Annotated in this window: 14 protein-coding genes and 1 tRNA gene; 6 read left to right on the top strand and 9 right to left on the bottom strand. The window is 63.9% G+C overall.

All coding sequences use genetic code 11. The annotated features are described in order from the left end of the window. Window positions 1-3 precede the first annotated feature (3 nt). Entirely contained in the window at window positions 4-2,184 is a 2,181-nt protein-coding gene (locus ATE64_RS03345; protein ID WP_058455983.1) for a prolyl oligopeptidase family serine peptidase, read from the top strand. Between the two features lie 7 nt (window positions 2,185-2,191). Here ATE64_RS03345 and ATE64_RS03350 read toward each other — a convergent pair whose 3' ends face one another. From ATE64_RS03350 to ATE64_RS03370, 5 genes are all read right to left on the bottom strand, one after another. After that, a complete protein-coding gene (locus tag ATE64_RS03350) occupies window positions 2,192-2,374 on the bottom strand; it encodes a hypothetical protein (protein ID WP_156418182.1) in 183 nt (60 codons plus the stop codon). A gap of 20 nt (window positions 2,375-2,394) precedes the next feature. Continuing rightward, on the bottom strand, window positions 2,395-4,077 hold the full coding sequence (locus tag ATE64_RS20990) for an asparagine synthetase B family protein (protein ID WP_167541739.1): 1,683 nt from the start codon (window positions 4,075-4,077) through the stop codon (window positions 2,395-2,397). A gap of 29 nt (window positions 4,078-4,106) precedes the next feature. Then, window positions 4,107-4,799: a lasso peptide biosynthesis B2 protein gene (locus ATE64_RS20995; RefSeq protein WP_156418181.1), complete on the bottom strand. Its 693-nt coding sequence runs from the start codon at window positions 4,797-4,799 to the stop codon at window positions 4,107-4,109. A 10-nt stretch (window positions 4,800-4,809) separates the two neighbouring features. Next, the gene (locus ATE64_RS21475; RefSeq protein WP_137865550.1) at window positions 4,810-4,944 is read right to left on the bottom strand and encodes a benenodin family lasso peptide; all 135 of its coding nucleotides are present in this window, start codon (window positions 4,942-4,944) and stop codon (window positions 4,810-4,812) included. A gap of 514 nt (window positions 4,945-5,458) precedes the next feature. After that, window positions 5,459-5,533, bottom strand: a tRNA-Gly gene (locus tag ATE64_RS03370). 160 nt (window positions 5,534-5,693) lie between these two features. On the opposite strand from ATE64_RS03370, the gene ATE64_RS03375 reads away from it, so the two are divergent. Together ATE64_RS03375 and ATE64_RS03380 are read left to right on the top strand one after the other, a co-directional pair. Next, a complete protein-coding gene (locus tag ATE64_RS03375; RefSeq protein ID WP_058455979.1) occupies window positions 5,694-6,605 on the top strand; it encodes a tetratricopeptide repeat protein in 912 nt (303 codons plus the stop codon). Further along, window positions 6,605-7,258, top strand: a complete 654-nt coding sequence (locus tag ATE64_RS03380) for an LON peptidase substrate-binding domain-containing protein (protein ID WP_058455978.1) — start codon at window positions 6,605-6,607, stop codon at window positions 7,256-7,258. The genes ATE64_RS03375 and ATE64_RS03380 overlap by 1 nt, the downstream gene beginning before the upstream one ends. A gap of 93 nt (window positions 7,259-7,351) precedes the next feature. Here ATE64_RS03380 and ATE64_RS03385 read toward each other — a convergent pair whose 3' ends face one another. From ATE64_RS03385 to ATE64_RS03400, 4 genes are all read right to left on the bottom strand, one after another. Beyond that, complete coding sequence (locus ATE64_RS03385) at window positions 7,352-8,059, bottom strand: sigma factor (RefSeq protein WP_058455977.1); 708 nt, start codon at window positions 8,057-8,059, stop codon at window positions 7,352-7,354. 93 nt (window positions 8,060-8,152) lie between these two features. Then, a complete protein-coding gene (locus ATE64_RS03390) occupies window positions 8,153-9,382 on the bottom strand; it encodes an FAD-dependent monooxygenase (protein ID WP_058455976.1) in 1,230 nt (409 codons plus the stop codon). Window positions 9,383-9,449: 67 nt separating this feature from the next. After that, window positions 9,450-11,543 (bottom strand): bifunctional (p)ppGpp synthetase/guanosine-3',5'-bis(diphosphate) 3'-pyrophosphohydrolase, encoded by a 2,094-nt coding sequence (locus ATE64_RS03395; protein ID WP_058456042.1) that lies wholly within the window; start codon window positions 11,541-11,543, stop codon window positions 9,450-9,452. A 166-nt stretch (window positions 11,544-11,709) separates the two neighbouring features. Continuing rightward, on the bottom strand, window positions 11,710-12,039 hold the full coding sequence (locus tag ATE64_RS03400) for a hypothetical protein (protein ID WP_058455975.1): 330 nt from the start codon (window positions 12,037-12,039) through the stop codon (window positions 11,710-11,712). Between the two features lie 127 nt (window positions 12,040-12,166). On the opposite strand from ATE64_RS03400, the gene ATE64_RS03405 reads away from it, so the two are divergent. The 3 genes from ATE64_RS03405 (at window position 12,167) to ATE64_RS03415 (ending at window position 14,701) form a co-directional block, all read left to right on the top strand. Next, window positions 12,167-12,676 carry a helix-turn-helix domain-containing protein gene (locus tag ATE64_RS03405; protein WP_058455974.1) on the top strand — a complete coding sequence of 170 codons (510 nt, stop codon included), beginning with the start codon at window positions 12,167-12,169 and terminating at the stop codon, window positions 12,674-12,676. Window positions 12,677-12,767: 91 nt separating this feature from the next. After that, complete coding sequence (locus ATE64_RS03410; protein WP_058455973.1) at window positions 12,768-13,898, top strand: histidine kinase; 1,131 nt, start codon at window positions 12,768-12,770, stop codon at window positions 13,896-13,898. Beyond that, window positions 13,895-14,701, top strand: a complete 807-nt coding sequence (locus ATE64_RS03415) for a LytTR family DNA-binding domain-containing protein (RefSeq protein ID WP_058455972.1) — start codon at window positions 13,895-13,897, stop codon at window positions 14,699-14,701. The genes ATE64_RS03410 and ATE64_RS03415 overlap by 4 nt, the downstream gene beginning before the upstream one ends. Window positions 14,702-14,809 lie beyond the last annotated feature (108 nt).

A 14,809-nucleotide genomic window follows, 5' to 3' on the forward strand; every position in this document is an offset into this window, starting at 1 on the left:
GATATGAAAATCGCACTCCGATCCGGCCTCCCGGCCGTGGCGCTCCTTGCCGCCGCGGCGCTCTCCCCTGCCGCGCAGGCAGGGGAGAGCAAGGGCAGGCCCTGGACGCTCGAGGATATCCTCACAGTTCCCGAAGTGAATGAAATCGCGCTGTCGGACAATGGCCGCCTCGCGATTTACGCTGCCGAGATTGCCGACCTCGATGCCGGAAAGCCGAGATCGCATATTCGCATCGTGGACGTCGAAACTGGTCGGACGAAGGAATTGCTGACGGTCGATACCATCAAGTCGCTGCGATCCGTCCCCGGGACACAAGACTGGAGCGCTTTGGTAGACCTTGGCGAAGGCCAGCAACTCTACCGGATCGACACCGAGGGCAAGCTGCTGCCACTGATCGTGAACCCCAACCCCGTGCCGGTGGGAAAGGCCGACATGTCTTTCCCGCTCGGCGGCGGCATACGCCCCTCGCATATCGGTATCCTCGACTATGACTGGTCACCCGATGGCAAATGGCTTTGGTATTCACAGCTCAGGGCCAAGACCGACGGACCTCGCGTCCGGTTCGATCGGGAAGTTACTGCGCTACTTGGCCGGCGACGCTCGACGATCGACGTCGAGGTCGACTATTTCCTGCGGGGACCTGAAGGAAACACGACGAAGATCATGACGCGGCCGTCGACCGATCGCGTCGCCACCCGCGGTGGGGGTCGCATTCTGTGGCGAGGCGACGAGATCCAGTTTCGGATTGAGACGAGCGACGGCACTTTGGGTGGTGCCTTCGAGTTCCTGGCGTGGAACCGCGTGAACAAGACGGTGCGCACGCTCGCGAAGCAACGCGACTTGCTCAGCATGTCGATTCTCGGCGGCCCGCGCGGTGGGCAGCTTTCGACAAGCGGTGTGGGCAGAGATCGGGAGTTGCTCGAGACTTCGGCGGAAGGCCGTTCGCACAGCTATGGTCGTGTCGCATTCGACATCGGCGATTCGCGTTCTGTCGGCTGGAAAAGCAGCCGCGACGGTAGACGGGTGGTGATCGGGACCAGGGGGCTCGGCGATGCGCGCTATGGTCTCGCGCTCATCGACAAAAGAGGGGTGCGTGAACTCCGCGGGGACGCGAGCCTGACGCGATGCGGCTTCGACGGCATGCTCCGGGCTGCCATATGCGTCGAGGAAGGCATGTCCCGGCCGCCGCGCCTCGTTCGTGTGAGCCTTTACACAGATAAGATCGCGGACCTTGGTCCCATCTCACCAAGACATGAGGAGATCGAACCTCTTCAGGCCATCGCACGCACCTTTGTCAATCGCGATGGCTATTGGTCGAGCGGCTATGTCTTGCTCCCGCGCGGCCACCGCGCCGGCGACCGACACCCAGCGGTGGTCGTGACCCACGGCACCGATGCAGACGACCGCTTTGCCGAGCCCGCAAACCAGTGGAACTATCCAGTCCAGCTGCTTGCTGAACGCGGTTATGTGGTTCTTCTCCTGAACGACCCCTCACCCGGCCAGTCGAAGGATTTGATGGACGCCATGCACGCCTGGCTACGCGGTAAAGGTCCCCCCGATCCTGAAACGGTTCAACAAAAACTCTGGCTGACCGGCGTGCACAGCTTCGAGGATGCCGTGACGGAACTTGCCGCTGAGGGGCTGATCGATCCGGCCCGCGTCGGAATAGCCGGCTACAGTCGCGGCTCCCAAATGGTCAACGTCACCGTCACGAACTCCAACATGTTTCGAGCGGCGTCGAGCGGGGACGGCGGCTTTCTGGAGCCTGCCGGCTATGCAACCGGGCGATCGAGCTATGATGCGGTTTATGGGGGTGCGCCGCTCGGGGAAAACATCGAACGCTGGCGCCGCTTTGCACCGTCGCTGAATGCCGGCAAGGTCTGTGCGGCAGTGCTGCAGCAAGTGGCTTCGGCATCGCCGTCACAGATCGAACTGTTCGAGGCCTTGCGTGCGGCGGGCGTCGCAACCCAGATCAGCTATTATCCCGGAGCAACGGCAGCGTCGGACGAGACGCATGTCTTCTATCTGACGTCCAACCGACTGCGCGCGATGCGCGAGAATATCGCCTGGTTCGACTATTGGCTGCTCGGCCAACGCGATGCCGACGCGCCTTTCCCCGATCAGATGGCGAACTGGGATCGATTGAAGCAGAACCGCCAAGCTCGATGCCCCGCCGAGCCATGACCCATGTTCAATCGGTCTCGGCAATTCCTGCAAAGAATATGTAGCGCTCCCCGGTGTCTTCCTCGACCGCACCGAGCGGGTCAATGCCGCGTGTCTGATCTCTGATCGCGCCAAGTTCCACAAGCTCCAACTCGCAGTCTCTGCCTTCCATTTCTGTTCCTCCAATTGGCAATTCGGAATGAGGGCGCATCACAGTCTCCTTCGGCATATTCAACTTCCCGCCCAATATCGGGCCCAATTTTCAGCGGCGACGAAGGTCAGAATCCTGTCGATGCGCTCGGCACCGCGCCATGTCGGATCTTCGGGCACGTCGAGTAGTCCGAGATCCAGCACGCCCGACGCCGCAAGTATCCCGCCGCGCAGGCGATCGTGCAGCGCAGCACGGTGAGTCCGATAGATTGACAGGTGGAAGTCCCCGGGTCCGCCCTTTTGCCTCCGCGCGGTAATCATCTCGGGCAAATATCCTTCGAATGCCTTTCGGGCCACGGCTCTGTTCTCACCGCCGGCGATCCACTCCCATGTCGGTATAGCGAGACAGGCCTCGACGATCGGCTGCGACATCAGCGGGGCAATATGGGGAGGCATCGTTGCGCGCGGATAGAGTTCGACGCCCTTCTGCGCTCGCATCAGATAGGCCGCGTGGACAGTTTTCCCCGGAAGAATATCGTCGGGCGCATCGAGCCAGGGGTGGGAGGCGCCCTCCGCCCTGATCGTTCGCCCAATCTCTTTTCCCAGACCCGCAAGATTGATGAGAGGGCGATGACGCCCACGATTGCGTCGATAGCGCTGCCAGCCGTGCTTCAGCACGGTCTTGGCGTCCGCTCCGGTCAGCAGGGTAAGATCATACAGGGTGGAAGCCAGGGATGGTCGCGGACCTTCGGCCAGAAGCCGATCGATGAAGGGCACGGCGCTTCGTACGCCACAAAGGATGCCGTCGCCGCCATTGCCGGAAAAAAAGGCATCAACGGGTAGTTCGCTGAGCAAGCGACGATGGATTACCTCATTGGTCTGCTTGTAGAGCGGAGCAACAGGCCAAGGATGATGTGGCGCTGCCGAGACGGTGACGTCGATATCTTGCAGCTCGCGATACTCCTCGATCAGCAGGGTGCCGATCGACTCTGCAAGCGCCCGGGCGTACCGGCGCTCGTCTCCATCGAAATCGGGGCTCACCAGATTCAGACAGGTCAGACTTTTGGCCATAGTCGCTGCCGACGCCGCAACGATGGAGGAGTCGAGCCCGCCCGACACGCCGACCATGATTGAGGGGAAGCAGGTAGCCCATGCTCCGACGCAGTCCGCTATCGTGCGCCTCAATTCGTCAGTCACTTCGTCGGCGCCAGCGCCGGAACGGGCGACATGATCCCAAGGCGACCAATATTGCTCGGTCCGCAAATCATCCTGGTCGATGACCAGGCATTCGCCGGCGATCAGTTCTTCAACGTCCGATACACATGTCCGTCGCCCTCGAAGATCGCCACCCGCCAGGATGCGAGCGATCTCATCGAGATTTGCCGAACCAGGGGCGGGGTTCGCGAGGTCAGTAATCGATCCTGCAAGCGTCACGCGGCCGCGATCGCGGCGGACATAGCAAGGAAGAAGTCCCGATGGATCGCGAAATATCCGTACCGCACCCGCTGGGTCGGCATGGACCATGACGTACCCGCCCCAGTATTGTCTCAGCAGCCGTTGCGCATCATTGGCCGCAAGACCATCGCCCTCGCCGACTTCAAAGGCCTCGACCCGGCGGCTGGGTGGGCCTCTCGTAAAGAGATGACCGATAATGACGGTCCGTGGAGGTATCGCGATCGCCGGTTCGGCGGTCCATATCCTCACGCCAGAGATTTCGAAAGTCGGCGGGCCCTGTTGCTCCGGAGCCGGACGGTTGGTCGACATCTCGACCTCAATTCGAAACCCGCCGGCCATCAAACGGCAAAGATCGGTCGATAGTGGAGAACAACGTCCAAGGAGTCGGTCAGCACGGTATCACCGACCTGAACCCAGCTATGGGCGGCGAAGGGCATGGTGACGCCAAACACCAGCGAGGCTGCCACGCCGCGGCGCGCAAGCATCCGTGTCATGGCAATGCCGCGCACCAGGCATCGGTCATCTGATGACATATAGCGCTTGGCGCGCACGAATGCGGCGGTAATATCGCGGCAATCGTCCGCACCGGATGGCGCCAGTCGATCAGACCTGCGTCCTAGGCCGGTTACAATATCGCTAAGAGAATTGTTTTGAAGATCGCGGCGGGCTCTCCGCTGCTCCCAGATACAGGATATTGTCGCCGCCATCGAAGCCTTAGCCGACGGCTCATCAACGAGACTGCGCGCGGCCACCGGCGGGGGTATAGCAAGCCTAGGATTTCGGTCTGTATCGTCAGCGAGAAGGCCGAGACTACGTAAATGGTCTTCATCTGCAGAAGTCCCATGACCGGCAAGCACGAGGTCAAACCGTTCGACGGACTGATCGGTGAGAAGAAAATAGCGGTCGGCGAAGAGATCGAACAGGACGACGGCGCCATTGAAATGGCAGTGATGCAGGCCCGATCGCAGCATGGCGGACATTTCGATAATTGCGCGGGGCAATGCGAATGGCGTGCCGCATGCGAGCGGCACGCCACCGCTTTCAGTCGTCGGCCGTGATGCCGCCGGCGAACAGATAATGTTCGCCCTGATCTTCGTCGACCGGCCCGAGCGGCTCGATGCCGCGGGTTTCGACGCTGATGGCGCCGAGGTCGATCAGTTCGTTGAAGTCCTTCATCGCTTCTTCCTTCCCAATTCGCGACCAGAATGAGTCGCATTCGGGAAGTTATGCCTCGGGCAGAGTGGCATCCATTTTATAATCGAATAATAATCGGATACCCATCAATCTCCCAAAAAAGTGACCGAGCCAAGGAAACGCACGTCGGGGCGCGTACCACTACCTTTAGCTTTCGCCTGGACATGCGTAGCGGAACCCGGTCACACGCTTCAACAATTGCGAAGCGCGCGGTTTCATCCCCGATCGATTGAGCAATTCGCAACGACAACTGGAACCGGAATTGGATGTTTCCGTGAACTGCATCGATGTTCGACAGACAGGTCGCCCAGACACGGCCTGCGATAGCCGCAGCCACTTCCCATTCGTAGATGGCTTATGGTCGACCTTGCAGATTCTTTCCGATGCCACGATCCCAAGTGGTGACATTATGGGGACAAACCCCATCAAAGGCCGCTTTGTCACCAAACGTCGCAGTGCGCCTGGAGGTCTAAGTCACTGGAAAATGTATGAAAACTGGAGCGGGCGAAGGGATTCGAACCCTCGACCCCAACCTTGGCAAGGTTGTGCTCTACCCCTGAGCTACGCCCGCTCTGGCGGCTGGAAACGGGTGGCTCCCAGCGGGTGAGGCGGGCGATTAGCATCGGCTTTCGGAGTCGGCAAGCCCTGTTTGCGATTTTCTGCGAAGGGTTGGCATATCGCGCGCAAATCCCACATAAGCGGACAAGCGCACAAAAAGGAGCACCGCCGCCGTGGCCACTCTCGGTCTGAACCCGCAGGAAAAAGAAGCCGTCGAAGCCTTCCGCCGCGACGTCGTCGAGCCGTCGATGTCGAAACTGGTGATCCTCGACTTCTGGGCCGAATGGTGCGGGCCGTGCAAGCAGCTTGCGCCTGTGCTCGAAAAGGTCGCGGCCGATTATGCCGACAAAGGCGTCATACTCGCCAAGGTCGACGTCGACGCGAACGGCTTCATCGCCAGCCAGTTCCAGGTCCAGTCGATCCCGACCGTTTATGCGATCTTCCAGGGCCAGCCGGTCGCCAACCTGACCAATGCGCGCAGCGAAAGCCAGCTGAAGGCGATTCTCGACCAGTTGCTGGCGCAGCTTCCGGTCGAAAGCGCCGCGAAGGATCTGGCGGTCGAGATCGCGCCGCTGATCGAAATGGGCGAGGCGGTGCTTGCCGAAGGCGATGGCGCGCGCGCGGTCGGCATCTTTTCGCAGATCGCCGAGATGGCGCCCGACAATGCGGCCGCCCACGGCGGGCTGATTCGGGCGCTGCTGTTGACGGGCGATACCGAGGGCGCGGGGCTCGCGCTCGACGCAGTGCCCGCCGAGATTGCCGGCGATCCCGCGATCGTGCAGGCCAAAAGCGCGCTGGCGCTCGCCGCCGACGCGCCCGACGCGAGCGAGCTGGCGGGCTTCGAGGCCGCGGTCGGCGCGAATCCCGACGACCTTCAGGCGCGTTTCGACCTCGCCGCCGCCGAGATCGGTGCCGGACGGCGTGACGCCGCCACCGACAATCTGCTCCATATCATAGCCGCCGATCGCGAGTGGAACGACGGCGCGGCACGTACGAAGCTGCTGTCGCTGTTCGAAGCCGTCGGCCTCGAGGATCCGTGGGTCGCGGCGCAGCGGCGCCGCCTGTCGCTGATCCTGTTCGGCTGATGGGCGCGACCGCTCCCCTGCATACCATCCAGCGGATCGCGATCTTTCCGCTGCCCGGCGCGGTGCTGTTCCCGGGGCTGCATTTGCCGCTCCATATCTTCGAACCGCGCTACAAGGCGATGGTGCAGGAGGTGCTGGCGCGCGACCGGCAGATCGGGATGATCCAGCCGCGCCAGACCCCCGGCGAGGAAAATGTCGAGCCGCCCGCGCTCTACGACGTCGGCTGCGTCGGGCGGATCGTCGATGTCGAGGCACTCGACGAAGGCCGCTTCAACCTCGTCCTCGAAGGTGTCGCGCGCTTCCGCGTCCGCCGCGAGCTCGACGTCACGACGCCGTTCCGGCAGGTCGAGGCCGAGATCGAGGTCGAAGCCGAAGAGGACGCCGTCCTCGCCAGCATCGAGCGTGCAAGCCTTGAGCGTGAGGCGAAGCGCTTTGCGGCGCGGCAGGGCTATGTCGTCGACTGGGATTCGGTCGGCCAGCTTGACGACGCGACGTTGGTCAACGGCATCGCGCAGGTCGCGCCGTTCGACGCGGCCGCGAAGCAAGCGCTGCTCGAGGCGAGCCCGATCGACGCGCGCGCCGAACTGGTCGTCCAGATGATGAAATTCTTCGGCCGCTTCGACGGCGAGGACGGACGCGCGACGTTGCAGTGATCCAGGCGGTACCGGCCCCTCCCCACCCGGCCTCGCATAGGCTGCTATCGTCAGGGAGGCCGGGTGGGGAGCGCCTTCCACGTCAGTGGAGAATCAGTGCGGTTTGGCCCCGGCAAGCCGCGCCATCTCCGCGAAGGCGCGGCGTACCGTATGGCGGTCGGCCTCGCCAAGCCGTTCGACCAACGCCTCGGTGTGGGTAAGCTGGCGCCGGACGAGGACGCCTTCGTCGCGCACCTTTGCAGCAATCCGCGCCGGCGCCGCCGCGCCGCGCGGCGTTCGCAGCAGCGCCGATTGCCGGCGCGACGTCCATTCGGCGACGAGCCGGTCGGCGACGAGCGCCGCCATTCCGTCCGACGCGGCCTGCTCGGTCGCTTCCTCGGCCGCCGGATCGACGAGCCATTCGTCGACGCCCTCGTCGGCGAGCGCCTCGTAGGACAAGGTGGCGGCGACCTGCCGACGCCCCGCGCAACGCTGGTCGCCGTGCAGGCGGAGGCGAAGCGCCTGCAGTTCGGCGCGAATCTGCCAGTTCACATAGGTGGTGAAGCGCGCCCGCGCGGGGTCATAATGGTCCGCCGCGCGGTGCAGCGCGATCGCGCAAGCCTGCTGCGCATCTTCGGCGACGTCCGACAAGCCGTAGGTGCGCGTGAAATAGCGGATGCGCGGCGCCGCCAGCCTGGCGAGCTGCGCAAAGGCGCGGTCGACACGGGCGCGGGCGCGGGCACCCGGCGCGGCTTCGAGCGCGGCGCGCGCCTGGATCAACACGGTGACCGCCTGTTCGAGAGCATCGCTTTTCGCTGACATGATCGTTCCCCCATCGAGGCCGTCCGGCGGCCGTGCGACAGGGATAGGCGGCGATGGTTAGCGGGCGCATGGCGCGCGCCTAGGTAATAATACCTATATTTCGGCGCCCGCGAGCAGGCGCGGGAGGTCGCCCGCTTCACCGCGCGCCTCGTCCATGAAGAAGCGCTTGAGCATCGGCATTCGCTGGACTGCGCCGAGCCCCGCGCGGCGGACCGCCGACGCGGTGCGGCCGGGGATCCCGAACAGGCGGGTGAGCCCGTCGGTCGCGAGGCTGACCATCAGACTGTCGAGCCCGCGCCAGCGCTGGTAGCGCGCGAGCAGCGCCGCATCGCCGAGATCGAGCCCCAGCCGCGCACCCTCGACAAGCACTTCGGCCAGCGCGGCGACGTCGCGCAGGCCAAGGTTGAGCCCCTGCCCCGCGATCGGGTGGATCCCGTGCGCCGCGTCACCGACGAGCACGATGCGGTCGCCAACGATCTTTGCGCTGTGATGGAACCCGAGCGGATAGGTCATGCGCGGCGCGACGAGGGCCATCGACCCGAGCAGGTCGCCAGCGCGCTTTTCGAGTTCAGCGGTAAAGCCGCGATCGCCGAGCTTCGCGAAGCCCGGCCCGTCCTTCTCGGACACCGTCCACACGAACGCCGAGCGGTGGCGCCCCTGGTCGTCGTCGACGAGCGGCAGCAGCGCGAAGGGCCCGGAGGGGAAGAAGATTTCGTGCGCGACATTGCCGTGCGATTTGCTGTGCGCCACGGCGCCGATCATCGCGTGGTGATGATAGGACCAGTTCGCGATGCCAAAGCCCGCGGCATCGCGCGTCGGCGACCGGCGCCCCTCGGCGACGATCAGCAGCGGCGCGGCGAGCCTGGTGCCGTCGCCGAGCGTCAATGTGACGCCATGAGTGCCCATGTCGCGATGGACGACTGTTGACGGCATGAACAGCCGCACGAGCGGCGCTTCGGCAAGCGCCGCCGCGAGCGCAAGGCGAAGCTGGCGATTCTCGACCATCGTGCCGAGCGCGCGGTCCTCGGGCGACGTCACGAAGTCGAGTTCGCCAGCCTGTCCGCCATCGCTGACCTTGATCGCATGGATCGCACAGCCATGCCCGGCGAGCCGGTCGGTGATCCCCAGCACCTCGAACATCTGCCAGGTCGCGCTGGCGATCGCCGAGGCGCGGCCGTCGAAGCCCGGTGCGATCGTCGCGACCGGGTCGGCCGGATCGACGATCTGCGACGACAGGCCATGATGCGCCAACGCCAGTGCCAGCGCCTGACCCACGAGGCCGCCGCCGGAGATCAAGACATCGCTGCGCAGAATTTCGGTCATGGATTGGCCCTAGCATCTTTCCCGCCGAAGGAAAGATTTCCCACCATCACGCCGGCCCGGTTTTCGCCTAAAGCCGCTCGGCCTGCACGATGCTGTCCGACGCGCGCAGCGCCGACAGGATGCGCATCACATGGTGGACGTCGCGCACCTCGACGACGACGTCATAGGTATGGAAGCCGCCCTCGCGGTTCGACAGACGCAAATTGGTGATGTTCGCCGAATTGGCGGCAAGGATACCCGACATTTCGGCAAGGGTGCCGGGTTCGTTGAGGATCACGACGCACAGCCGCGCGTTGCCGCCTTCGCTATCCTCCTGCCACCTGAGGTCGATCCAGTCGGCGTCGACACCGTCGGCAAGCCTGGGGCAGTCGATGACATGCACCTCGATCCCCTCCCCGGGGCGCGACAGGCCGACGATGCGATCGCCCGGCACCGGATGGCAGCAATCGGCAAGCTGGTAGGCGACCCCGGGGGTCAACCCCGCGATCGACACCGCCGCGCCCTGCGCCAGCTTGCCAGGCTTGGTCTTCATCTCGGCGGTGATGCCGGGGACGAGCGCCTCCAGCACCGCATTGTCGGACACCCGCTGCTTGGCGATCGCGACATAGAGCGCGCTGTCGTCCTCGAGCTTGAGCCGCGTCAGCGCCGCCGCGCGCGCCTTGTCGCCGACCTTGTTGGGCAGCCGCGCGACGATCTCGTCGTACATCTTGCGGCCGAGCGCCGCGAGTTCGACCTTTTCCTTCGAGCGGACATGGCGGCGGATCGCGGCGCGCGCCTTGCCGGTCACCGCGAAGCCGAGCCAGGCCGGCTGCGGCGTTTGCTTGTCGGAGGAAAGAATCTCGACCGTGTCGCCGTTGGCGAGCTGCGTCCGGAGCGGCACGAGCCGCCCGTTGACCTTCGCCCCGACGGTGCGGTCGCCGAGCTTGGTATGCACGGCATAGGCAAAGTCGACCGGGGTCGCGCCCTTTGGCAACTGGTGCAAACTCCCCTTCGGCGTGAAGGCGAAGATGCGGTCCTGATACATCGCGATGCGGGTATTTTCGAGGAATTCTTCGGGATCGTGGGTCTGTTCGAGGATCTCGAGCAGATCGCGAATCCACCCCGCCTGCCCGTCGGGCGCCGCGCCGCCCTGCTTGTACGCCCAATGCGCGGCGAGCCCGAATTCGGACTGCTGGTGCATACCCAGGCTGCGAATCTGGATCTCGATCCGCATATTCTGCTGATGCATGATCGTCGTGTGCAACGACTTGTAGCCGTTGCGCTTCGGGGTCGAGATATAATCCTTGAAGCGGCCGGGAACCATTTTCCATTTGCGATGGATCAGTCCCAGCGCGGCGTAGCAATCGGCGTCGGATGGGGTGATCACGCGAAAGGCGATGATGTCGGTCACCTGCTCGAAGCTGACGTGCCGCTCCTGCATCTTGCGCCAGATCGAATAGGGATGTTTCTCGCGCCCCGAGACCTCGGCCTCGATCCCCGCCTCCGCCAGCAGATCCTTGATCTCGCGGCTGATCGCGGCGACCTTGTCCTTACCGCCCGCGGTCAGCTTGGCGAGGCGGCCGGTGATTGTCGCATAAGCCTCGGGTTCCAGTTCGCGGAATGCCAGCAGCTGCATCTCGCGCATATATTCATACATGCCGATCCGCTCCGCGAGCGGCGCGTAGATATCCATCGTCTCCTTGGCGATGCGGCGGCGCTTGTCGGGATTCTTGATGAAATGCAGCGTGCGCATGTTGTGCAGCCGGTCGGCGAGCTTGACCAGCAGCACGCGAATGTCGTCGGACATGGCGAGCAGGAACTTGCGCAGATTTTCGGCGGCGCGCTCATTCTCGGTCTGCGCTTCGATCTTCGAAAGCTTGGTCACGCCGTCGACGAGCCGCCCGACGTCGCTGCCGAACAGTCGCTCGATCTCGTCGGGGGTGGTCAGCGTGTCCTCAAGCGTGTCGTGGAGCAGCGCGGTGACGATCGTCTCGCTGTCGAGATGCAGGTCGGTCAAAATCCCCGCGACTTCGACCGGATGGCTGAAATAGGGGTCGCCCGAAGCGCGCTTCTGGCTACCGTGCTTCTGCACGGTGAAGACATAGGCGCGGTTGAGCAACGCCTCGTCGACGTCGGGGTCATAAGCGCGCACGCGCTCGACAAGTTCATATTGCCTGAGCATCAAGCCCAATGTCGTTCATGCGGGCGCAATTGCAATGCGAAATTTGCTTGCGCGGAGCGCGAGGTCGCCGCAATTTTGCTAAGTCTCGTTAAAAGCTTCGTTCACCGGAGTGGACGGGGCGGCGGCGGAGAGGGGAGAGCGTTCACGCGCCGCCCGGCCGGTCGGCTTATTTTACGCTGTTGCAGCGTGCCAGATCGTCGGCCTCGAGCGCCTTTCCGTCGGCGACGAAGCTCTTCACTTCGCCGGCCTTCTTGGCGAGGCCCGTGCAGATGAGCAGCGGCCGGCTCGTGCCGCGGCCGGCACCGCAATTCGCGCCGTCGCAAACCCAGACGACATCGCGCGCGACGAACTTGGCCGTCGGCGCCGGACCGGCGAGCTCGGCGCGGTAATAGCTGCCGCCGGCGGCGTTCGCCGCGACGGGGGCAAGCGCGCCAAAGCCGACGAGCATGGCGCCGGCGACCGCCAGCAGGGGCGCCGGCGAAGAAAGCTTGATCATGGGGAGTCCTTCCTGTTTTGCGCAACCCGAAGGGTTGCAAAATGCAATTGGGTTTGCGGGTTGCAAAATGCAACTAAGGGTCCATATTTTTTTGTGCGAGGGGCAAAATTACGTTAGGGCATGGGGCATGGGAAAATTACGCGAACCGCTGAACGACATTTACGGCAACAACTGCGCGCTGCCGCTCGCGCTGGAGGCGATGGGCGAGCGGTGGTCGTTCATGATCCTTCGCGCCGCGTTCAACGGGGTCCATCATTTCGAGGAGTTCCAGCAGGAGCTCGGGATTGCGCGCAACATCCTGTCGAACCGGCTGTCGAAGCTGGTCGATCATGGCATCATGGCACGCGAGGTGATGGCCGAGGATCGCCGCAAAGTGCAGTATCAGCTCACGCAGAAGGGCATCGAACTGCTGCCCGCGATGATCGCGCTGCGCCAGTGGGGCGAGAAATGGGGCGCGGGCGTGCCGTCGACCCCCGTGCTCGTCGACACGCGCGACGAGCAGCCGATCGGACCGGTGATGATCACCGCGCACGACGGCCGCTCGCTGGCTTATGGCGAGCTGGTCTGGAAGCATCGCTCCGAACTGCAGCCGCTCGGTCAGGCGCGCGTGCGAATGGCGGCGGTCGCGGCCGAATGATCGCTGCCGCCCCGCGCGCAAAGCTTTTGATCCAGCCCCGTTGACCATGGCGACCAAACCCGCCTCCGCATCCGTGTCCGCATCCTCCTCGATGCCTTTGTTCGGCTTTTCGTCGCCGGGCCCCTTTTTCGGCAACAAGGTGCGCGCCTTCTGGAATCTCCAGATCCTCGGCTGGGCCGCATGGCTCGGTCTGCGCGGGGTGTCGGGTCTCGCCAACGGCCAGCCCTTCACTTTCCTGATCCCACAGACGATTTCGGCGATCACCGGCTTCTCGCTGACGCTGATCTTGTCGGTCTGCTATCGTGCGCTGATCAACCGGCGGCCGATCCTGATGTGGGGGGTCAGCTTCGGGCTCGCGGGCCTCGCCGTCGCGCTCTGGGCGTTCATCGACGCGTGGGTCGCGCAGATCCAGAATCCGGCGAGCGAGGCGGGCTTCACCAGCCTGCTGCTTGGCGCGATCTATATCGATGCGACCTCGCTCGGCGCCTGGTCGGCGCTCTATTTCGCGATCAACTATTTCCTCCAGCTCGAGGAACAGAACGACCGGATGCTGCGGCTCGAGGCGCAGGCGGCGTCGGCGCAGCTCGCGATGCTGCGTTATCAGCTCAACCCGCATTTCCTGTTCAACACGCTGAACAGCATCTCGACGCTGGTGCTGCTCAAGCAGTCCGAGCCCGCGAACGCGATGCTCTCGCGCCTTTCGGCCTTCCTGCGTTACACGCTTGCCAACGAGCCGACCGCGCAAGTCACGCTGGCGCAGGAGATCGAGACGTTGAAGCTCTATCTCGATATCGAGAAGATGCGCTTCGAGGACCGGCTGCGCCCGCATTTCCGCATCGACCCCGCGGTCCAGCGCGCGCGCCTGCCCTCGCTGCTGCTCCAGCCGTTGATCGAGAATGCGATCAAATATGCCGTCACACCGCAGGAGGAGGGCGCCGACATCACGCTCTCGGCTCAGCTTGCCGGTCAAAACGTGCGGATCACCGTGTCGGACACGGGGGCGGGATTGTCAGAGGGAAGCGTTGATCCCACCACGGGCGCCGTTGCAACGGAATCGACCGGTGTGGGTTTAGCCAATATCCGGGACCGGATGGCGCAGGCTTATGGCGACCAGCAGCGGTTCGAGGTGCAGTCGGGCGCCGATGGCGGTTTCACGGTGATTATCGAGTTTCCGTTTCAGCCCGATGGACAAGTGACGACGATTGGAACCGAACGGACATGACGATCAGAACCATCCTGGTGGATGATGAAAAACTGGCGACCCAGGGCCTGCAATTGCGGCTCGAAGCGCATCCGGATGTCGAGGTAGTCGACACCGCGCAGAACGGCCGCGAGGCCATCAGAAAGATCAAGACGCACAAGCCCGACCTCGTCTTCCTCGACATCCAGATGCCGGGGTTCGACGGCTTTTCGGTCATCCAGGGCCTGATGGAGGTCGAGCCGCCGCTGGTTGTCTTCGTTACCGCCTATTCGGACCATGCCATCCGCGCGTTCGAGGCGCAGGCGGTCGATTATCTGGTCAAGCCGGTCGAGCCGGAACGGCTGGCCGACGCGCTCGACCGCGTCCGCCAGCGCCTCGCCGAAAAGCGCGGCGCGGCCGAGGTCGAGCGGCTGAAGACCGTGCTCGCCGAAGTCGCACCCGAAGCGGTCGAGGATTATGACGCCGAGGTTCAGGCCGATGCGCACGCCGCCGACCGCTATGAGAAGATGATCAACATCAAGGACCGCGGCCAGATTTTCCGCGTCGACGTCGACAGCATCGAACGCATCGACGCCGCGGGCGACTATATGTGCATCTACACCGCCGACAATTCGCTGATCCTGCGCGAGACGATGAAGGATCTGGAAAAGCGGCTCGATCCGCGCAACTTCCAGCGCGTGCATCGCTCGACGATCGTGAATCTTAGCCAGGTCAAGCAGGTCAAGCCGCACACCAATGGCGAATGCTTCCTCGTGCTGGGCTCGGGCGCACAGGTAAAGGTCAGCCGCAGCTATCGCGACGTGGTCGCGCGCTTCGTCCACTGAGTTAGCGAAAACAAACCTCGTCATTGCGACCCCGGCGAAAGCCGGGGGAAGCAATCCAGGGCGGCTTACCCGCACTCTGGATTGCCGCGTCGCTTCGCTCCTCGCAAT

Source organism: Sphingopyxis sp. H073 (assembly GCF_001468395.1).
Taxonomy (GTDB): domain Bacteria; phylum Pseudomonadota; class Alphaproteobacteria; order Sphingomonadales; family Sphingomonadaceae; genus Sphingopyxis.